Origin of the sequence: Delftia sp. 60 (genome assembly GCF_002754395.1) — a bacterium.
GTDB classification, from domain to species: domain Bacteria; phylum Pseudomonadota; class Gammaproteobacteria; order Burkholderiales; family Burkholderiaceae_C; genus Comamonas; species Comamonas acidovorans.
The window spans coordinates 5787835-5808639 of the sequence record NZ_PEFD01000001.1 but is presented as its reverse complement, the minus strand read 5'-3'; the positions used below and the strand labels follow the sequence as shown (position 1 = coordinate 5808639).

The window sequence follows — 20805 nt, the reverse complement described above, 5'->3', positions numbered from 1 at the left end:
TCAGCCCAAGAGATGCATTCAACAAGGCAAACGATTCGCGAGACGAGAGGGGAAGAAATGAGAAATAGAAAACATGCTGTGCACGGTTGGCTGTGCGCAGTCCTTGCAGCAGCAAGCCTGCTGCCATCGATGGCCAATGCGCAGGAGTACACCAGCCCCAGCGCCTTCACCCGTCCGGGCGACCCCGGCTACTCCCTCACCACCCAGGCCAGCGAACCCCAGGTGCGCTGGATCAACGGCGAATACACCGAAACCCACATCGACCTGCGCGTACAGGTCCTGGGCGGCCCGCTGGATATCGTGCGCAGCTGGAGCCAGGGCCGCTGGTGGCTCAATCCGGCCTGGGCGCCGCTGAACTTTGAACTCGACCCGCTGGGTCGTGACGCCCGGCTCATCGAACGCGCAGGCGTTCTGTACGAGCGCAGCGGCCAGGCCGACCTCTACATCGCCAAGGGCAAGAACAACGCCCCCGTCTTCATCAAGCGGCTTGCCGAAGGCGGCAGTGCCCAGAACCCGCAAGCACAGTGGCGCTGGTACGACCGCCTGGGCAACAGCATCGACTACGACGCACAAGGCCGCATCCTGGGCTATGCCAACACCAACGGCATCAGCGTGCGCTTTGCCTACGACAGCGCCACGCGGGCCCGCATCCTGGACCACCATGGCGGTACCGTCTACACGGCCACCCTGACCAATGGCCTCATCACCCGCATCGAAGACCGGGCCGGGCGCAGCGTCAGCTACCAATGGAATGGGCAGTTGCTCACCCAGGCCACCGACGTCATGGGCCAGCGCTGGAGCTACACCTACGACGGCAACGGCCAGCTCACCAGCCGCACCGACCCCCTGGGCGCCCAGGTCACGGTCCAGTACAGCCAAAGCATCCCTGCCCCCGCACCGCTGCTCACCCTGGGCGCCGCCGGCAAGGTCCTGGACCCCACGGGCACCAGCGGCACCACCAGCAAACTCGCCAACCTCTGGGGCGGTGGCCGGGTCGGAAAACTCGATGGACAGGGCTGCGCTTCCACGGGCAAGAACCAGTACCTGCGAGAGAAACGCCAATTCCTCGTCACCTACTTGGACTGCCGGGGCAACACCACCGTCTACCTCTACGACCGTGAAGGCAACGAACTGGAGAGAGCCTTCAACGGCAAGCCTGCAGCCAAAACCCTGTGGGACGGCAACTACCAGACCCGCGCCATCGACGCCCGGGGCCTGACCATCACCACACACTACGACTACAACTACCAGCCGCTGCAGATCATTTACCCGGATGGCAGCCGGGACCAATACGAATACGAGCCTGTGCGCGGCCTCAGGACAAAGCACATCAACCAGGGCGGCATCACCAGCACCTGGAGCCATGACGACAAGGGCCGCGTCACCACCTGGACCGAAGCCTTGGGCCGGCCCGAACAGCGCACCACGCGCTACCAGTACGACAGCTACGGTCAACTGACCAGCCGCAGCACAGGCGCAGGCGACGGCACGGGCGAAGACAGCAGAACGACCACCTACCGCTACGACAACAACGGCAGCCTGATCGAGGCCACGGATCCGTTGGGTCATACCAGCAAGGCGAGCTACGACGCCAGGGGTCTACCTGCAACGCAGACCGATGCCCTGGGCAACACATCTACGCTGAGCTTTGACGCTGCAGGTCGCCTCACCCAGGCCACCAACGCCCTGGGCCAGAGCACGATCCACCAATACGACGCCAGAGGCCGGCGCACCCAGAGCACCAGCGCAGCAGGCCGAACAAAGCAAACCCGCTACGACCCGCAAGGTCGAGTCATAGAAACCATTGCCCCGGGCCAGACCCAAGGCGCAGGCACGCGCATCACCTACGACAACACGGGCCTGCCCCTGAGCACCACCAGCCCCAGCGGCCTTGTCACGCAGACCACCTACGACAACCGTGGTCGCACGGCCCGCAGCATTGATGCCGCAGGCAACACCATTACCTACACATACGGGGAAGACGAAACAGCACAGGCAGGCCTGCTTATCGCCACCCAGTACCCCACGTACAAGGAAACCTACCAGTACGACCCGATGGGCCGGCAGACCGCCGTCACCCAACACTTGGCCCGTCCCTCGACGCCGGAGCAGACCCTCACCCAGCACCAGCAATACAACAGCCTAGGTCAGAGGGTCGCTACCACCTACCCCGCAGACCGCACCACCATCCACGAATACGACGGCCTGGGCCGCATCGTCAAAACCATCGACCCCATGGCCCAGGCCACGCAGCAGACCTGGAATGCCCACGACCAACTCACCAGCCTCACCGACGCCAAGGGCAACATCCACCGCTTCGAATACGATAAGGTCGGGCGCCTGATCAAGGAAACCCGTCCCATGGGCGGTGCAATCCAGTACAGCTACGACGCCGCAGGCCAACTGACCCAACGCACCGACGCCGGCGGCAACACCCGCAGCTATGCGTATGACAAGGCCAGCCGCATGGTGCAGGAAGAGCATAGGCTCCAAGGCAAGGAAACAGACCAGCAGATCAGCTATCAATACGACGCCGACGGCCTGCTGACAGGCTACGAACAAAGGGACGGTCAGCACAACCTCATCAGCAGCGTCACCCACGATAAAGATGCCCAAGGCCGTACCACACAGAACAAGTTCACCTACGGCAAGGTCGACAACACGGGCAGTTTCAGCTTCACAGTAGGCCAAAGCTACAACGCTGACGGCCAACTGGCTGGCCATACCTATCCTGATGGCAGTGCAGGCCAATACCGCTACGACAAGGGTCGCCTGAGCCTGGTGACCCTGCCCGACCAGAGCCAGATCCGTTACGGAAACTATCAATGGCTCACGGCCACGCGCATAGAAACACCGGGTGCCACCAAGACCTTGAGTCTGGACTCCCTTCAAAGGCCGCTGTCCATCGAAGTGAAGAACGCCGCAGCCGAACTGCTGGCGAGTCGTCACTACCAATACGACAAGGCCGGCAACATCACCCAGATCAACAGCGACCTGGGCCAGACGCAATACGGCTATGACCCACTGGACCGATTGACCAAGGCGGCACCAGATCAAAAGCTGCAGGACCTGGGCCTGCCCACGGAGCAATACCAGTACGACGCCGTGCACAACCGCAGCTTCAGCGGCCATCAGGTGGGCCAATGGAACTACAACGCGGACAACCAGCTCACAAGCTACCCGCGCCTGCGGCCCTTTGACAAAGCAGCGCAACCCACGCAAACGGAGGTGGAATACACACCTCAAGGCAATACCGCTAAGGAAAGCGGTAACAAAGGCGAACGAACCTATAGCTACAACGCCGCAGAGCGCTTGATCCGCTACGCCAGCATGTTGGCGGGCCAGAGCACTCCGAACATTGAAGCCCAGTACCGTTATGACCCGCTGGGGCGACGTATCTCCAAAGAGGTCAAAGAGGGGCGGGCCACTAAGGTCACTTACTTTTTCTACAGCGACACGGGTCTTCTGGGGGAGGCCGATGAACAGGGGCAAATAGCGAGGGCCTATGCCTTTGATCCGCAGAAGGCGCAGCAGGGGCTATGGAGCACGGACCCCATCTGGCTGGCGCAGGTCGGCGAGGTACCGTTGACGAACGAGAGCAAAAGTGTCCACTATATGTATACGGATCATCTGGGAACGCCGATGTTAAGCACAAATAAACAGGGCGCAATAACGTGGAAATCTTTGGCGGAGGCTTTCGGGGCGACCGGGGGCTTGCCCGAGAGCGGTATCACCATGAATCTGAGGTCGCCAGGGCAGTATTTTGATGAAGAGACCTATACACATTACAACTTCCACAGGGATTACAAGCCCGACACAGGAAGATACGTTCAAATTGATCCAATTGGGCTGGAGCCGGGTCCCAATTTATATTTATATGCCTCTGGAAATTCTCTGGTATCAATTGATCCAAAAGGATTGGAGGATTTTTTGGAAAACTGCAAAGGCAGGTATGCGCAATGTGCGAAAACTCAAGATCCCGGAGCAAGTACAATCGGCAATTGGTTGAGATGGAGGCTTTGTAAGAAAACATTTGATACTGGCTGTGACAAAGGACCTCAGATTTGTTGCGATGCAGATAGAAAAGATTGTTTAGGGGATGTTGATCCAAATGAACCAATCGGAATAGAACAGATTAAAAAGGTGGCAGAGTGCCAAGCTGAATATGCTTCATGCATGGCAAGTTTCGGGAGAAATAAATGAAAAAATTATTAGTGGGTTTCATTTTTATACTTGTCTTTTTGTGTGGTTTTGTATTTTGCTTATTTTTTTCAGTCAAAGCTAGTAAATTATGGGTTGCTGAAGAGGATATCAGAAGAGCGTTTTATTACGAATCGAAAGCTGTGGAAATGTATAATTCTGGGAATATTTCTGCTGCACGAGATAATATTGTGGCAGCCAGTGCTCTGGTTGATAATATTGTTAAGCGGAATGAATGGGACTTGTTTGCGCCACTATTTATTATCGTTCTTCAGGAACCTGAGTCGAGAGAAGATTACAATAAATGTTTATTGAGCTATCTTGATAAGGTGAAGGAATATGGTAAAGAGAAATATGATTCGAAAGACTATTGTAGTGTTTTAGGGGAGGCGCTATTCAAGCGCAGAAGTGGAGGGGGAAATTAGGACTTGCGCAAAATCCGTGTCAACGTGACCTGCCGATTTCTTCGGGCCAGTGATTTATGGGAGGAGAGCGTGCTTAGATGTACGGTCCCAGGAACATTCGTCAGCTGGAAGAGGAGAAAGCACTACGGCAATCCGCCTGCATGGCAGTGCCCGCACAACGCCGCGTATCCGCGCAGAACTCCAGCTAGCGACCGGCTCGCATCGGTCCTTGGCCAAGCTCTACGGCATTAAGAGCGGCTAACACCACTTGGTCAGAAGCCCCCCGCAGAGCGTTATGCTCGCTGCCCTCATGGCACGACGACCCGTAAGCAAAGAACTGTGGCGACAGCTACAACCTCTCATCCCAGCCTTCGTACCTTCCGCCAAAGGTGGTGCCCGCAAGCTCGCAGTCAGCGATGAAGCCGCTCTCAACGGCATCCTGTTCGTGCTGCAAACAGGCATTCCATGGGAAGACCTTCCCCAATCTCTTGGGTACGGTAGCGGCATGACTTGCTGGCGGCGCCTGCGCGACTGGAATGCCGCTGGTGTGTGGGAACAGTTGCACCAGGCCATGCTGACTCGCTTGCGTGAACATGACCAAATCGATTGGAGCCGAGGCAGCATTGATGGCTCCTCGGTACCAAGCCCCCGGGGGCCAGGCAACGGGGCCCAACCCGACGGACAGAGGCAAGCTCGGCTCCAAGCGACACATCGTTGTAGATGCCAGAGGCATCCCGCTGGTGATCTTGGTCAGCGGCGCGAACCGGCACGACTCCAAGATGTTCGAGAGGTGCGTGGACGCGATTCCTGCGATTGCTGGCTTGCCAGGACGTCCCCGTAGAAGACCGGCAAAGCTGCACGCCGACAAAGGCTACGACTTCAAGCGATGCCGAGCCCACCTGAGGCAGCGGGGCATCATTGGCCGAATTGCCAGACGAGGCATTGAGAGCAGCGAGAGGCTGGGCAAACACCGGTGGGTGGTGGAGAGGACGCACAGCTGGTTTGCAGGCTTTGGCAAGCTGAGAATCCGCTTTGAACGACGGCTGGATATCCACGAAGCGCTGCTGAAATTGGCAGCGGCGATCATCTGTGCACGCTTCGTGGATCGGCGGTGTTAGCCGCTCTAAGAGACGGGGACTCATTACCATGCAGGATGCGCGGGAGAAATTGAAGGCTTGCAGCATGACTATAACCATCATCGCCCGCGCGGTTTGCTTGGCCACCTGACCCTAAGCGAATTCGTCAAAGAGATATTAGATCAACAGCTGGAAAGTCGCTCAACTCCAATTTTGAAGTGACCAGATATGTGGAAAATGCCCGCGAGAAATCTCATCGCGGAAAATCCGACGCCCGAGTAGGCGGGGTGAAGCCACCGATGTAGCGAGCCACTCCCTTAGTGATGCGCAATTCATCCACATTGGCGTTGAGGTACGAATCGCCATACCCAAGACTTTGGCCAAACTGTGTAATGAGGGCTGAGTTGTTCAAATTACGTGAAAGTGTCACTCGGTTCATCTCTACTCCATTGCGGTAGCCATAGAGCTGATTGCCCAGGCGTGATACTGCAAAGTGAGCCCATTGATTCTGTGCCACATCATGCAGCCCCATGCTAAACCATGCGTTGCCTGCCGTTGGGCTGGCATATTGAAAACCAATTTCTGCATCGTTGTTGATGATGCTGTAGTCATGATCGACTCCGCTGGTTCTTTTGGAAAGCACCGTCCCGTAAAGCGACGTTCCACTCCAGGCTCGCAAATACAGCCAAAACTCAATGGTGAAGTCCGAGCTGGAGAGATTCATGTCTTCCGAATATGGAACATGCAACATCGATCCGCTGCCATCAAAGCGCACGCTCGCAGTGCCTACTTTTTTCACATCCCCCATCGTGAGCACCGTACCGTTTCTGGATACATTTTTTCCCGTCTCTTCGAAAAAGGTGGTTCCAGAATTCTCTCCGTCAAAATGCATCAGCAGTACAACTGCACCAACCCCCATTTCGACGTCAAATGACTCCAATACATTGCTGCCGGGATCAAAAGCCTGAACCGCGAACTTGTAGTACCCATTGGCAGCGGTACTCACGCCGCTGATGAGGCCTTGCGCATTCAGCGTCAGCCCGTCCGGTAGTGTTCCTGCAGCAAGCATCCAGACAACAGAAGAAGATGCAGACGAAACAACTTGGCCGGAAAGCTGGCTGAAATAGCTCTCTCCCCGTGCCGCAGAAACCAGAAGGCGCTTGTCCGTCGGCACCGACACTGTCGTCTCGCCACGCACGACGAGGGTTGCGAGTACAGAGGAGAAGTTCTCGGCGTGAGCGGTCAAACGGGTCGCACCGGCAGCCAGACCAGTCACATCAAAACCGGCACATTGCTGCCCAGCCTGCAAGACAACCGATGCAGAGACATTCAGTACCGAAGGATTTGCCACTGTCAGCTGAACGGGGACGTCGCGAGCTTCGGGATTCGGCAGACACACAGTCATGGCAGTGCGAACGCCTTGATTGAGCACGGCACTCGAAGGCGCCAGACTTAGCAAAGGCATATCTCGCACTTCAACCTGAGCCTCCGCAATGCCCAGACTGACATGACTGACGGTGATCTTTGCGAGGCCAAGATTGTTGGCTTGAACTTTAAGATCCGCGCTATGTTGCCCCTCCGGAATGAAGATGCTGGTGCTTGTTGAGGCAACTGAAGGATTGCTGCTGCCTGCGTCCAGAGTCATGCCGCCAGAAGGCGCCGCTGTATCGATTGATATCTGAAGAGAGCTTTCAGTACCAGGATTGAGTTTGAGGCTGGCGGGCTTAATAGCAAGAGCCTCTTGACCCACATGAATCAAGCCCTGTTGTACGAGATAGGGAATGCCCAGCAAACCCCAAGTTATTGAATTTCGGATATGGCCAGATGGCACAACGATCGCATTCAGAAGATTTCCGTAAGCCGAGTTGCCGTTTCCCACGGGAGAAGACTCCAGATCCATTATCACTGCAGGCGCGTTGTGATGATGAATGATCGTATTGGATATTTGTGGAGACGAAGCCTCGATGGCGATACCCTCACCATATTCAAAATGTACATAGGCCAACCGTGTCAGCGAATTGTTGGTGCCAGCAGTAAAGCGCCATGTCCCCCAATCCCCAGCAGCCGGAGTGCTTTCGGCAGAGGTGATCACGATCGGCTTGGTTGAAGTGCCAACAGCGTTGAAGGCACCTTTTTGAAGAGTAAAGCTGGAATTCCGTGCCATGCGAATCGTCACGCCGGGCTCGACGCTCATGGTTGCGTCATTGCCCAGCACGACGGCGCCTTGGAATGTATAAGGCGACTGTGCGGCGCGCAGTGTGATATTGCTTTCAATGCGGCCAGTGATTTCTGTGAGGCTTTGGGCTATAGGTTGACTGCTGCTCGCCAGCATTGCGAGCAGTAAAAGAAATTTAGCGCCAGCTTGACGGGCTATGCGCTTCACTTTGAACAATTCACTCACCGCACGACCTCTGTGTGTTGAACCAACCGGAACGCGAGTATGGATGAAGTACAGTCCGCATACCCATTCTTGGTATTTGTTGGTTGTCGTTTTTTTGCAATATGCGGGCCATGGCTTTTGCGTTCCGCCGGAATCGGCTGGGCTGGACTTCTTGAAGAGTGAAATTGACGGCCGTGACCCTTCATCGGGAATACCTGCGTCGGCGAGCGGCGGTGATCAGCGAACCAGATGCTCACGCAGCAGCCTGTTCATGTCCGCAAAAATAGGATTGGTCTGACCGTCATGCCTTTTCGCGGGCAGAGTCTGGAGGGCTTGTGAAGGAAGCCGATCCAGGGCCGATTCAAAGGCTCCTTGCCTGCGACCCGCAACAGACGCCGCAAGGGTTATGAACGATCAATTCCATCGGGCTGGCGCGATGCAAGCGCTGCACCGTTGAAGAGCGTTTGCGCGCCTGCCGGTAAGCCCGCCATCCCATGACCCATACGCCAGAGCGGGTAGACGGTCCGCCGTGATGCTGTGGCTGAACCCAAGGGTCCCAAAGCCGCGCTCCCCACACAGCTACAGTACAAACCCTAGAATCCCCCGACGACTGCGCCACGCCGCGTTCGCTGTTGCGCCGGCCCACAAGCTGGCCCCAAGAGAGAGCCAAGTCCTCCGATCCCGAAGTCTTGCAGAACGATCTGCCGCTGCACGCTCATCCGTTGCCGTGGTATTCACCGCGCCGTCCTGCTGTTCGATCCCTGGAAAAAAACCATGACTACGCTTGACCAAGCGCAGCCGGGCATGGCCCCCGCTGTTGCGACCGCACGTCCTCTCAACCGACAGGACTACAAGACCCTGGGCCTGTCGGCCCTGGGTGGCACCCTGGAGTTCTACGACTTCGTCGTTTTCGTTTTCTTCGCCAATGTCATCGGCAAGCTGTTCTTCCCGGCCGAGATGCCGGACTGGCTGCGCCAGTTGCAGACGCTGGGCATTTTTGCGGCGGGCTACCTGGCCCGGCCCATCGGCGGCATTCTGATTGCGCACTTTGGCGACATCCTGGGCCGCAAGAAGATGTTCACGCTGTCCATCTTCCTGATGGCCGTGCCCACGCTGGTGATCGGCCTGCTTCCCACCTATGCCTCCATCGGCATTGCCGCGCCGATTTTGCTGCTGGCCATGCGCGTGCTGCAGGGCGCGGCCATTGGTGGCGAGATGCCGGGCGCCTGGGTCTTCGTGGCCGAGCATGCGCCGGCGCGCCACTATGGCTTTGCCATCGGCTCGCTGACTTCGGGCATCACGGGCGGCATTTTCCTGGGCTCCATCATCGGCGTCTGGCTCAACAGCACCTACAGCGCCGAAGAGATCCACGACTGGGCCTGGCGCATGCCCTTCATCCTGGGCGGCGTGTTCGGCCTGGTGTCGGTCTACCTGCGCAAGTTCCTGCATGAGACCCCCATCTTCCAGGAGCTGATGGCTCGCAAGCAGGCCGACCGCGAACTGCCGCTCAAGACCATCGTGCGCGACCACCGCCAGGCCTGCGTGCTGGTGGCGCTGATGACCTGGGTGCTGTCCACGGCCATCGTGGTGGTGGTGCTGTTCACGCCGGCCTATCTGCAGAAGGTCTTCCACATCGATGCGGCCCTGGCCATGAAGGCCAATGCCGTGGCCACGGTGACGCTGACGCTGGGCTGCGTGTTCTGGGGCTGGCTGTCCGACCGGATGGGCACGCGTGTGGCCATGGTCACGGGCTGGCTGGGCATGACGGTGACGGCCTATGCGTTCTATCTGAACCTGCCGGGCACGGCGTCCTCGCTGGTGTGGAGCTATGCGCTGGTGGGCTTTTTCGTGGGCAGCATTGCGCTGCTGCCGGTGGTGGGCGTGCGCGCCTTCCCGGCCGAGGTGCGTTTCACGGGCCTGTCCTTTGCCTACAACATGGCCTATGCGGTGTTCGGCGGCATGACGCCCATGCTGGTGTCCGTGTGGCAGCAGGTGGATGTGATGGCGCCTGCGCACTATGTGGCGGCCATGGGCATCCTGGGCGCGGCCATCGGCTTCTGGCCCCTGGCCTGCCGTGGTTGGCAACCCAGGCGCGGCTGAGCTTGGCAGTGGAATGAAGGGCAGCATGGCTGCCCTTTTTCTTGGGCGCCGCATGGATCGCTGACAATCCTTTCATGAGCACCACGCGACAAGAACTCCTGGCCCACTTCGACGGTTTGCTGCAACCCGAGCGCTTCAAGGACTATGGTCCCAACGGCCTGCAGGTGGAGGGGCGCGGCGAGATCCGCCGCATCGTCAGCGGGGTGACGGCCAGCCGCGCGCTGATCGAGGCGGCCATCGAGGCGCAGGCCGATGCCATCTTCGTGCACCACGGCCTGTTCTGGCGCGGCATGGATGGCCGCATCACGGGCTGGCTCAAGGAGCGTATCCGCCTGCTGCTGGCCCACGACATCAATCTGTTTGCCTACCATCTGCCGCTGGATGCCCATCCGCAATGGGGCAACAACGCGCAGTTGGGCGTGCAGCTGGGGCTTGAGGGCCAGGCAACGTTTGGCGAGCAGAACCTCGGCTGGATGGCCGCGGCGGAGTTTGCCGACGCGGCGGCGCTGGGCAGGCATGTGGAGCAGGCGCTGGGGCGCACGCCTATCTGCGTGGGGGGAGAGCGCTTGCCCCCCATTCGCCGCATTGCCTGGTGCACGGGCGGCGCACAAGGTTTCTTCGAGGCCGCGATTGCCGCTGGGGCCGATGCCTTCATCACGGGCGAGATTTCCGAGCCGCAGGCGCACCTGGCGCGCGAGACAGGCGTGGCCTTCCTGGCCGCCGGCCACCATGCCACCGAGCGCTACGGAGCGCCGGCCCTGGCGGGGCAGGTGGCATTGGAGCTGGGGCTGGAGCACCGTTTCATCGAGATCGACAATCCGGCCTGATGCTGGCCTGTTAGTGGCCCACTATTGGCCCGCCCAGGGGGCGAGGCCTTTTGCTGCAAGCGCGGCGCGAATGACCGGCTTGCCTGATCCGGATACTGAAAATGCCTGATTCCACACAGTCCACGGCCTTGATGGCCATCACCCAGGGCGACTCTGCCGGGGTGGGGCCCGAGACCATCGCCAAGGCGTTCATGGGCGCGCCCGAGCAGATGCGCGGCTGCTTCGTCGTCGGCGAGTTGCAGACGCTGCGCCGGGCAGCCGCCGTGGCGGCGCGTGCGCGCGATGGCGACAACGCCATTCCCATGCCCGTAGCTGTCATCGAGTCGGCTGAGCAACTAAAACAGGTGCCGCCGAACTGCATTCCCTTGCTGGAGCTGCCCGGGCTGCCCGGTCCTGCGCCCTGGGGCCAGGTGAGTGCCAGCGCCGGTGACGCGGCTGCGCGCTGCGTGGTCTGGGCCGCGCGGGCTGCCTTGCGCGGCGAGATCGCGGCTCTTGTGACGGCGCCTCTGCACAAGGAGGCGCTGCATGCTGCGGGCGTGGACTTTCCTGGTCATACCGAGCTGCTGCAGTTCGAGGCTGCGCAGCATGCGGGTGTGGGCCTGGACCGCATGCCGGTGCGCATGATGCTGGCCAACGATGAGCTGCGCACGGTGCTGGTCAGCATCCATACCTCGCTGCGCAAGGCGATCGATGCGGTAACGAAGGACAACCTGCTGCAGACCTTGCGCATCACGCATGAGGCCCTGTCGCGCAGCCTGGGCCGCCCGCCGCGGATCGGTGTGGCAGGGCTGAACCCGCATGCGGGCGAGGGCGGCCTGTTCGGCAGCGAGGAGGTGGAGATCATTGCCCCGGCCATCGCCCAGGCGCGTGCCGAGGGCCTGGACGCCCATGGACCTTTTGCGCCCGATACGGTGTTCATGCGCGCCCGCAATGCGCCCGGCCACCCCGGTGAGTTCGACGTGGTGCTGGCCATGTACCACGACCAGGGACTGATTCCCGTGAAGTACCTGGGCGTGGAAAAGGGCGTGAATGTCACATTGGGGCTGCCGCTGGTGCGCACCAGTCCGGACCACGGCACGGCTTTCGATATTGCGGGGCAGGGCGTTGCAGAGGCGAGCAGCCTGATTGAGTCCGTGCGAATGGCGCGTAAATTGGCGGCTTGAATGGCTAGCCCAAGCATCGGGAGTCTGCAGTAATGGAAAACGCCCGTGGCAACCATGCCACGGGCGTTTTGATTTGCGTCAAAACACGAATTTCAGCGCTTGAGGCTGTCGCGAATCTCGCGCAGCAGCACGATGTCTTCAGGTGTGACGGGAGCCGGCGCGGGGGCGGCCGGGGCCTCGCGGCGCAGGCGGTTGATCTGCTTGACCATCATGAAAATGATGAAGGCCAGGATGATGAAATTCACCGCCACCGTGATGAAGTTCCCATAGGCAAATACGGGGACGCCGGCCTTCTTGAGGGCATCGAGCGTCATCGCTGTTCCGGGGGGCACGCTGCCCAGCACGACGAACAGATTGGAGAAGTCCAGCTTGCCGAAAACCAGGCCAACGACCGGCATGATCAGGTCGTTTACCACGGAATCGACGATTTTGCCAAACGCTCCGCCGATGATGACGCCCACGGCGAGATCTACCACGTTTCCCTTAACTGCGAACTCACGAAATTCCTGCATCATGCCCATGGCTGGCTCCATCTGGAAAGAGTTTGAGATAGCGCAGTATTGCGCGGCTTTGGAGCCTGTCAATGTCGGAGTCGGTATGGAATAACCATACTCGCCCCGCTACAATTTATTGTTGACCCCAACTCAAGCGACGTAGTTCGAGGAACCCCATGAGTGACACTCCAATCGACTCCAGCAAGCGGACGTGGATCATCACGTCGGCGTGTGCTGGCGCGGTGGGCGGCGTGGCGACAGCCGTCCCGTTCGTGAGCACCTTCCAGCCATCCGAGAAGGCCAAGGCCGCCGGGGCTGCAGTGGAGGTCGATATCTCCGCACTCAAGGACGGCGAGAAGCTCACGGTCGAGTGGCGCGGCAAGCCAGTCTGGATCATCAAGCGCACGCCGGAACAGATCAAGGAACTGCCCGAGCTGGACAGCCAGCTGGCCGATCCCCAGTCCAAGCGCCACCCTGAAGAGTTCACGCCGCCCTACGCGATGAATGAAGCCCGCTCGATCAAGCCCGAAGTGCTGGTCGTCGTCGGCATCTGCACGCACCTGGGCTGCTCGCCTTCCGACAAGTTCCAGCCCGGCGCGCAGCCTTCGCTGCCCAATGACTGGAAGGGCGGCTTCCTGTGCCCCTGCCATGGCTCGACCTTTGACATGGCTGGCCGTGTCTTCAAGAACAAGCCGGCCCCCGACAACCTGCAGGTGCCACCGCACATGTACCTGTCGGAGACCAAGCTCCTCATCGGTGAAGACAAGGCTTGAGGGAGACAAGAACAATGGCCCACGAATTCAAGGACATCGATCCGAACGCGCCTGCGGGCGCCAAGCTCACGAACTGGTTCGAGAACCGTTTTCCAACGGCTTTCGACGCCTACCGTGTGCACATGTCGGAGTACTACGCTCCGAAGAACTTCAACTTCTGGTACATCTTCGGCTCGCTGGCGCTGCTGGTGCTGGTGATCCAGATCGTCACCGGCATCTTCCTGGTGATGCACTACAAGCCGGACGCCGAGAAGGCGTTCGCCTCGGTCGAGTACATCATGCGCGATGTGCCCTGGGGCTGGCTGATCCGCTACATGCACTCCACGGGCGCGTCGGCCTTCTTCGTCGTCGTCTATCTGCACATGTTCCGCGGCCTTCTGTACGGTTCGTACCGCAAGCCGCGTGAACTGGTCTGGATCTTCGGCTGCGCCATCTTCCTGGTGCTGATGGCCGAGGCCTTCATGGGCTACCTGCTGCCCTGGGGCCAGATGTCGTACTGGGGCGCCCAGGTGATCGTGAACCTGTTCTCGGCGATCCCCTTCATCGGCCCGGACCTGGCGCTGCTGATCCGTGGTGACTATGTGGTGGGCGATGCCACGCTCAACCGCTTCTTCAGCTTCCACGTGATCGCCGTGCCCCTGGTGCTGCTGGGCCTGGTCGTGGCCCACTTGCTGGCGCTGCACGACGTGGGCTCCAACAATCCGGACGGCATCGAGATCAAGGGCCCCAACGCGCCCAAGGACGCCAAGGGTCATCCGCTGGATGGCATCCCCTTCCATCCCTACTACACGGTGCACGACATCTTCGGCGTGACGGTGTTCCTGTTCCTGTTCTCGGCCGTGGTGTTCTTCGCGCCCGAGTTCGGCGGCTACTTCCTGGAGTACAACAACTTCATTCCGGCCGATCCGCTGAAGACGCCTTCGCACATTGCGCCGGTCTGGTACTTCACGCCGTTCTACTCGATGCTGCGTGCCATCACCAGCGAGATGATGTATGTGCTGATCGCCTGCGTGTTGCTGGGTGCGGGCTTTGGCGTGCTCAAGTCGCGCCTGCCGGCCGCCGTCAAGGGCGTGGTCGCCATCGTGGCCCTGGGCGTCATCGCCATGATGCTGTCCATCGACGCCAAGTTCTGGGGCGTGCTGGTGATGGGTGGCGCCGTGATCATCCTGTTCGCGCTGCCCTGGCTCGATTGCAGCCCGGTCAAGTCCATCCGCTATCGTCCGAGCTGGCACAAGTACCTCTACGGCATCTTCGTGATCAACTTCGTGATCCTGGCCTATCTCGGTGTGCAGCCGCCTTCGCCCATCGGCGAGCGCGTGTCCCAGGTCGGAACGCTGTTCTACTTCGGCTTCTTCCTGCTGATGCCCTGGTGGAGCCGCCTGGGCAAGACCAAACCCGTTCCCGATCGTGTGACGTTCAAGCCGCACTGAAGCTGGAGAGAACAACAATGAAGAAACTGATTCTCACGTTGATCGCGGCCCTGGGCATCATGACCGGTGCACAGGCTTCCGAAGGCGGCATCGCCTGGGACAAGGCCCCGGGCAAGACCAATGACACGGCATCGTTGCAAAACGGCGCCAAGCTGTTCGTCAACTACTGCCTGAGCTGCCACTCGGCTGCATTCATGCGCTTCAACCGGCTGCAGGACATCGGACTGACCGAGCAGGAAATCAAGGACAACCTGCTGTTCACCACCGACAAGGTGGGCGAGACCATGAAGGCGGCCATCAACCCGAAGGAAGCCAAGGAGTGGTTCGGAGCCAATCCGCCGGATCTGACGGTGATCGCGCGCTCGCGCGCAGGCCACAACGGCACGGGCGCCGACTACCTCTACACCTTCCTGCGCACCTTCTACCGCGATGACACCAAGGCCACGGGCTGGAACAACCTGGCCTTCCCCAGCGTGGGCATGCCCCATGCACTGTGGCAACTGCAGGGCGAGCGCCGTGCCATCTTCGAAGAAGCCGAAGAGCACGGCGTGAAGACCCAGGTTTTCAAGGGGTGGGAGCAGGTCTCTCCCGGCTCCATGAGCCCAGTGCAGTACGATCAGGCAGTTGGCGATCTGGTGAACTACCTGCAATGGATGGGTGAGCCGGCACAGAACAGCCGCATCCGCATTGGCGTGGGCGTGCTGCTTTTCCTGGCGGTCTTCATCTTCATTGCATGGCGCCTCAACGCCGCGTTCTGGAAAGACGTCAAATAAAACCGTGACTGCAGAAGGTCGTGCAAGCGATTGCGCGGCTGAACTGTGTGCAGAGTGGGCGCCGCGAGCGACCCACTCTTTTTGATTTTTAGGAGCCTCCACCATGATGGTGCTTTATTCGGGAACGACCTGCCCCTTTTCACACCGTTGCCGTTTCGTCCTGTTCGAAAAAGGCATGGACTTCGAGATCCGCGATGTGGACCTGTTCAGCAAGCCTGAAGACATCAGCGTGATGAACCCGTACGGCCAGGTGCCCATCCTGGTCGAGCGCGACCTGATCCTGTACGAATCGAACATCATCAACGAGTACATCGACGAGCGCTTCCCGCATCCCCAGCTGATGCCCGGCGACCCGGTGGACCGCGCCCGCGTGCGCCTGTTCCTGCTGAACTTCGAGAAGGAACTGTTCGTGCACGTGAGCACGCTCGAGGAGCGCAACGTCAAGGGCAACGAAAAGGCCATCGAAAAGGCGCGCGCCCACATCCGCGACCGCCTGACGCAACTGGCTCCCGTGTTCCTCAAGAACAAGTACATGCTGGGCGAGAACTTCTCCATGCTGGACGTGGCCATTGCCCCGCTGCTGTGGCGCCTGGACTACTACGGCATCGAGGTGTCCAAGAACGCTGCCCCGCTGCTCAAGTACGCCGAGCGCATCTTCTCGCGCCCTGCCTACATCGAAGCGCTGACGCCTTCCGAGAAGGTGATGCGCAAGTAATTCGCATCGGTTGACGACTGATTGCGCGGGCAGGGAAGGCGGTCAACCGGTCGCCATCCTGCCCGTTTTCGTATTACGACCACTCTTTTCCTGGGATCGTCATGACTGCCCCCGAAGCAACTTCCACCCGCCCCTACCTGATCCGGGCACTGTACGAGTGGTGCACCGACAACGGCTTCACACCCCACATCGCAGTGCGCGTGGACCGCAACGTGCAGGTGCCGCGCGAGTTTGTGCGCGACGGCGAGATCGTGCTCAACGTCAGCTACGACGCCACCAGCGGCCTGCAGATGGGCAATGACTTCATCAGCTTCACGGCCCGCTTCGGCGGCAAGCCACGCGAAATCATGGTGCCTGTCGAGCAGGTGATGGCCATCTACGCACGGGAGACCGGCCAAGGCATGGCTTTCCCGGCGCCGGAGTCGGATGCCGACGCCGACAACGAAGTTTCGGTCGAGCAGGAATCCGATGAGCCTGTGTCGCAGGACGCAGCTGCTGAAGTGCCGGCCGAGCCAGCTGCCGACGAACGCGTGGTGCAGCTGGTGAGTATCCAGAACGAGGGCGATGATGAAGAGCCCCCGCGCACGCCGCCGCCCTCGGGCACGCGGCCCTCGCTGAAGCTGGTGAAGTAGGTTTTTCGTACCCCGGGCCTGTGATCACGCGTGCAAGCGGGCTCGCAGGCGCCAGGAACGGCTGAAGCGGTCTTTTTCTGCGCTAGAATTCGTGCTTCGCCGGTTTAGCTCAGTTGGTAGAGCACCCGCCTTGTAAGCGGTAGGTCGTCAGTTCGAATCCGACAACCGGCACCAAAAGGTCTCCTTCGGAGGCCTTTTTTCATTGCTTTCTTCATTTTTGGCCGCGTTTGTTTCAGCCGGCCGATCAGGCCTGCACTTTGAGCCGGATCTCGGTCACATCCCATCCCTTGGTGCGCAGGTGGGCGGCCATGGCGGGCAGCAGCTGGCGGATCTTGGCGGCGGCCGCATTGTTTCGCACCAGCAGGCACCAGGTGCTGCCCTCGATGGGTCCTGCCTGAAGGCTGGCGCGCAGCAGCGGCGGCACCAGGGGCAGGATGGCCGTCAGGCGGTTGCTGGAGTCCCGCGTGAGCTGTGCGAGCCGCGCCAGCGTGGGCGAGTTCTCGACGGCGTGCAGGGCGGTGACGGCGTGGTGGCGGCGTGTGAAGGTCATGGGCTTGAAGGGCTGGACTGGCAGCGTTGGCATGCGCCGGCCCGGAGGGTCGTTATAGCAGCATCTGCGGGGTGGCGCGGGTCCGGGGATTCGGGTTCGGGGCTGTGCGGCTGCATGCGTCGGCCTGCCTGAGAGAGGGTTGGACAGAGGCAGTTAGAATCAATTGTTCGGTTCTCGCTTCGGCCCGGTCGCATGTGTTCTTCAGAAGAGCACTTGCAGGCAGGTGGAGCGGCCCCATCTGAAATCCAACAATCTAGGGATTCCAGGCACACCGCAGTCCGCTTCAGCGGGCGGCGGTGTGTCTTTTTCGCATGGCCACCAACTTCCTCACCAAACTATTCGGCAGCCGAAACGATCGGCTTCTCAAGCAATACCGCAAGACGGTTGTTCGCATCAATGCGATGGAGCCCGACTACGAGAAGCTCAGCGACGAGGCTCTGCGTGCAAAGACGCAGGAGTTCAAGGAACGTGTGGCCAAGGGCGAGTCGCTGGACGACCTGCTGCCCGAAGCCTTCGCCGTGGTGCGCGAGGGTTCCAAGCGCGTCATGAAGATGCGCCACTTCGACGTTCAGCTGCTGGGCGGCATGGCGCTGCACTACGGCAAGATCGCCGAAATGCGCACCGGCGAAGGCAAGACGCTGACCGCCACGCTGCCGGTCTACCTGAACGCACTGTCGGGCAATGGCGTGCACGTGGTGACCGTGAACGACTATCTGGCCAATCGCGATGCGACCTGGATGGCGAAGCTGTACAACTTCCTCGGACTGTCGGTGGGCATCAACCTGCCCAACATGCCGCGCGAGGAAAAGCAGGCCGCCTACAACAGTGATATCACCTACGGCACCAACAACGAATACGGCTTCGACTACCTGCGCGACAACATGGTCTACGAGTCGGGCGACCGCGTTCAGCGCGTGCTCAACTACGCCATCGTCGACGAGGTGGACTCCATCCTGATCGATGAGGCCCGCACGCCGCTGATCATCAGCGGCCAGGCCGAAGACCACACGGCCATGTACGTGGCCATGAACAAGATCGTTCCCAACCTGGTGCGCCAGGAAGGCGAGGCCGACCCGCGCACCGGCGAAGGCGTGACCAAGCCCGGCGACTTCACCGTGGACGAGAAGAGCCACCAGGTGTTCCTGACCGACCAGGGCTACGAGGCTGCAGAGCGCCTGCTGGGCCACGCCGGCATGATTGCTGAGGGCGCCTCGCTGTACGACCCGGCCAACATCACCCTGGTCCACCATCTCTACGCGGCGCTGCGTGCCAACAACCTCTACCACCGTGACCAGCACTATGTGGTGCAGAACGGTGAGATCGTCATCGTTGACGAGTTCACGGGCCGCCTGATGGCAGGCCGGCGCTGGAGCGACGGCCTGCACCAGGCGGTCGAGGCCAAGGAAGGCGTGACCATCCAGGCCGAGAACCAGACCATGGCCTCGATCACCTTCCAGAACTACTTCCGTCTCTACGGCAAGCTGGCTGGCATGACGGGCACTGCCGATACCGAGGCCTACGAATTCCAGGAAATCTATGGTCTCGAGACCATGGTGATTCCGCCCAACCGTCCCAGCAAGCGCGACGACCAGCTCGACCGTGTCTACAAGACCACGCGCGAGAAGTACGAGGCGGCGATCCGCGATATCCGTGAATGCCATGAGCGCGGCCAGCCCGTGCTGGTGGGCACGACTTCGATTGAGAACTCCGAAATCATCGACGAGCTGCTCAACAAGGAAAACCTGCCCCACCAGGTGCTCAACGCCAAGCAGCACGAGCGCGAGGCCGACATCGTGGCCCAGGCCGGTCGTCCCGGCATGATCACCATCGCCACCAACATGGCCGGCCGCGGTACCGACATCGTGCTGGGCGGCAACATCGAAAAGCAGGTGGCTGCTGTCGAGGCCGATGAATCCCTGTCCGAAGCCGAACGCCAGCAGCGCATCGAACAAATGCGCGCCGACTGGAAGATCGAGCACGACAAGGTCTCGGCCCTGGGTGGCCTGCGCATCATCGCCACCGAGCGCCATGAATCGCGCCGTATCGACAACCAGCTGCGTGGCCGTTCGGGCCGCCAGGGCGATCCCGGCTCCTCGCGCTTTTACCTGAGCCTGGACGATGCGCTGATGCGCATCTTCGCGGGCGACCGTGTGCGCGCCATCATGGACCGCCTGAAGATGCCCGATGGCGAAGCCATCGAAGCCGGCATCGTGACCCGCTCCATCGAAGGCGCTCAGCGCAAGGTCGAGGCCCGCAACTTCGACATCCGCAAGCAGCTGCTCGAATACGACGACGTGTCCAACGACCAGCGCAAGGTGATCTACCAGCAGCGCAACGAGATCCTCGACGCCTCGGACCTGTACGAGATGATCACGGTGATGCGCGACGACGTGGTGTCCGATCTGGTGCGCCAGTACGTTCCTGCCGAGTCCATGGAAGAGCAGTGGGACCTGGCCGGTCTGGAAAAGGCGCTGGAAAGCGAATGGCGCATCCAGCTGCCGCTGCAGTCGCAGGTGCAGTCCGCGCACGCCATCACCGACGAGGAAATCCTCGAAAAGGTGCTGCAGGCCGCCCGCGAAGTGTTTGATGCCAAGGTCGAGCTGATCGGCCGTGAGAACTTCACGCAATTCCAGCGCGCCGTTCTGCTGCAAAGCTTCGACACCAACTGGCGTGACCACCTGTCTGCACTCGACTATCTGCGCCAGGGCATCCACCTGCGCGGCTATGCGCAAAAGCAGCCCAAGCAGGAATACAAGCGCGAGGCCTTCGAGCTGTTCCGCCAGCTCATCGACCAGGTCAAGACCGAGGTCACGCGCGTGCTGATGACCGTGCAGGTGCAGTCGCGCGAACAGGTGGAGCAGGCCACCGAGGCCCTGGAGCAGCGCAGCGCCCACAGCCTGGAGCACATGACCTATGGCGCTCCGTCGGATGGCGACATCGGTGGCTCCGTCGAAGACGAGCCGCTGGAGCTGCCCGAAGGCGCTCGCGTGGGCCGCAATGATCCCTGCCCCTGCGGCAGCGGCAAGAAGTACAAGCAGTGCCACGGCAAGCTTTCCTAAAGCTCCCCCTGAGTCGCTTCGCGCCTTCCCCCTCTCTCGCTTCGCGGGAGGGGGACGACACCCTCGGTGCGGGGCGGCCCTTCCTTGGTGTCCCTGAGCTGGGGCGTGCTTTTTTGGGGTTCACTGCACACAGCAAGCTTCAATAGACAACACGGGCTTCGGCCCGTGTTTGCATTGGGGTGTGTTTGTGATGCTCTGAAATACGCACGGCCCTGGTTTGTTCCGATAA

The 20805-nt window shown here is 60.5% G+C and carries 15 protein-coding genes, 1 tRNA gene and 1 pseudogene; 14 read left to right on the top strand and 3 right to left on the bottom strand.

What is annotated here, in order from left to right; all coding sequences use genetic code 11:
• Positions 1 to 129 precede the first annotated feature (129 nt).
• The 4 genes and pseudogenes from CLV01_RS26155 (at position 130) to CLV01_RS26145 (ending at position 5722) form a co-directional block, all read left to right on the top strand.
• Positions 130 to 4203 carry an RHS repeat-associated core domain-containing protein gene (locus CLV01_RS26155; RefSeq protein WP_180288456.1) on the top strand — a complete coding sequence of 1358 codons (4074 nt, stop codon included), beginning with the start codon at positions 130 to 132 and terminating at the stop codon, positions 4201 to 4203.
• Complete coding sequence (locus tag CLV01_RS28990; RefSeq protein ID WP_143290000.1) at positions 4200 to 4625, top strand: hypothetical protein; 426 nt, start codon at positions 4200 to 4202, stop codon at positions 4623 to 4625. Before CLV01_RS26155 ends, CLV01_RS28990 begins: the two co-directional genes overlap by 4 nt.
• 130 nt (positions 4626 to 4755) lie before the next feature.
• Positions 4756 to 4854, top strand: a pseudogene (locus tag CLV01_RS29750) (integrase core domain-containing protein); the annotation flags it as partial.
• 60 nt (positions 4855 to 4914) lie between these two features.
• Positions 4915 to 5722 (top strand): IS5 family transposase gene (locus CLV01_RS26145; protein WP_099735050.1). Its coding sequence is split into 2 segments (ribosomal slippage): positions 4915 to 5252 and positions 5251 to 5722, totalling 810 coding nucleotides; the frame shifts between segments, so codons are not numbered across the junction.
• Between the two features lie 211 nt (positions 5723 to 5933).
• Here the strand turns inward: CLV01_RS26145 and CLV01_RS26140 are convergent.
• Complete coding sequence (locus CLV01_RS26140) at positions 5934 to 8081, bottom strand: LamG domain-containing protein (RefSeq protein ID WP_143290001.1); 2148 nt, start codon at positions 8079 to 8081, stop codon at positions 5934 to 5936.
• A 753-nt stretch (positions 8082 to 8834) separates the two neighbouring features.
• Here CLV01_RS26140 and CLV01_RS26135 point away from each other — a divergent pair.
• The 3 genes from CLV01_RS26135 to pdxA all read left to right on the top strand — a co-directional run bounded on the left by CLV01_RS26135 (position 8835) and on the right by pdxA (position 12150).
• On the top strand, positions 8835 to 10160 hold the full coding sequence (locus CLV01_RS26135; RefSeq protein WP_016445594.1) for an MFS transporter: 1326 nt from the start codon (positions 8835 to 8837) through the stop codon (positions 10158 to 10160).
• A 74-nt stretch (positions 10161 to 10234) separates the two neighbouring features.
• A complete protein-coding gene (locus CLV01_RS26130; RefSeq protein WP_099732882.1) occupies positions 10235 to 10987 on the top strand; it encodes a Nif3-like dinuclear metal center hexameric protein in 753 nt (250 codons plus the stop codon).
• A gap of 101 nt (positions 10988 to 11088) precedes the next feature.
• Entirely contained in the window at positions 11089 to 12150 is a 1062-nt protein-coding gene (pdxA, locus tag CLV01_RS26125; protein WP_099732883.1) for a 4-hydroxythreonine-4-phosphate dehydrogenase PdxA, read from the top strand.
• 92 nt (positions 12151 to 12242) lie between these two features.
• On the opposite strand, the gene mscL is transcribed toward pdxA, so the two are convergent.
• Positions 12243 to 12671 (bottom strand): large conductance mechanosensitive channel protein MscL, encoded by a 429-nt coding sequence (gene mscL, locus CLV01_RS26120; RefSeq protein ID WP_012207302.1) that lies wholly within the window; start codon positions 12669 to 12671, stop codon positions 12243 to 12245.
• Positions 12672 to 12820: 149 nt separating this feature from the next.
• On the opposite strand from mscL, the gene petA reads away from it, so the two are divergent.
• The 6 genes from petA (at position 12821) to CLV01_RS26090 (ending at position 17141) form a co-directional block, all read left to right on the top strand.
• On the top strand, positions 12821 to 13417 hold the full coding sequence (petA, locus tag CLV01_RS26115; RefSeq protein ID WP_012207301.1) for a ubiquinol-cytochrome c reductase iron-sulfur subunit: 597 nt from the start codon (positions 12821 to 12823) through the stop codon (positions 13415 to 13417).
• Positions 13418 to 13431: 14 nt separating this feature from the next.
• The gene (locus tag CLV01_RS26110) at positions 13432 to 14847 is read left to right on the top strand and encodes a cytochrome b (RefSeq protein WP_013800811.1); all 1416 of its coding nucleotides are present in this window, start codon (positions 13432 to 13434) and stop codon (positions 14845 to 14847) included.
• 17 nt (positions 14848 to 14864) lie between these two features.
• Positions 14865 to 15620 carry a cytochrome c1 gene (locus tag CLV01_RS26105; protein WP_012207299.1) on the top strand — a complete coding sequence of 252 codons (756 nt, stop codon included), beginning with the start codon at positions 14865 to 14867 and terminating at the stop codon, positions 15618 to 15620.
• Between the two features lie 103 nt (positions 15621 to 15723).
• Positions 15724 to 16335: a glutathione S-transferase N-terminal domain-containing protein gene (locus CLV01_RS26100; protein ID WP_012207298.1), complete on the top strand. Its 612-nt coding sequence runs from the start codon at positions 15724 to 15726 to the stop codon at positions 16333 to 16335.
• A 101-nt stretch (positions 16336 to 16436) separates the two neighbouring features.
• Entirely contained in the window at positions 16437 to 16967 is a 531-nt protein-coding gene (locus CLV01_RS26095; protein WP_065345739.1) for a ClpXP protease specificity-enhancing factor, read from the top strand.
• A 98-nt stretch (positions 16968 to 17065) separates the two neighbouring features.
• Positions 17066 to 17141, top strand: a tRNA-Thr gene (locus tag CLV01_RS26090).
• Positions 17142 to 17211: 70 nt separating this feature from the next.
• Here the strand turns inward: CLV01_RS26090 and CLV01_RS26085 are convergent.
• Positions 17212 to 17517: a hypothetical protein gene (locus tag CLV01_RS26085; protein ID WP_034396930.1), complete on the bottom strand. Its 306-nt coding sequence runs from the start codon at positions 17515 to 17517 to the stop codon at positions 17212 to 17214.
• 311 nt (positions 17518 to 17828) lie between these two features.
• On the opposite strand from CLV01_RS26085, the gene secA reads away from it, so the two are divergent.
• Positions 17829 to 20576, top strand: coding sequence for a preprotein translocase subunit SecA (gene secA / locus CLV01_RS26080; protein WP_013800813.1), 2748 nt, complete (start codon positions 17829 to 17831; stop codon positions 20574 to 20576).
• The last annotated feature ends 229 nt before the right edge of the window (positions 20577 to 20805 follow it).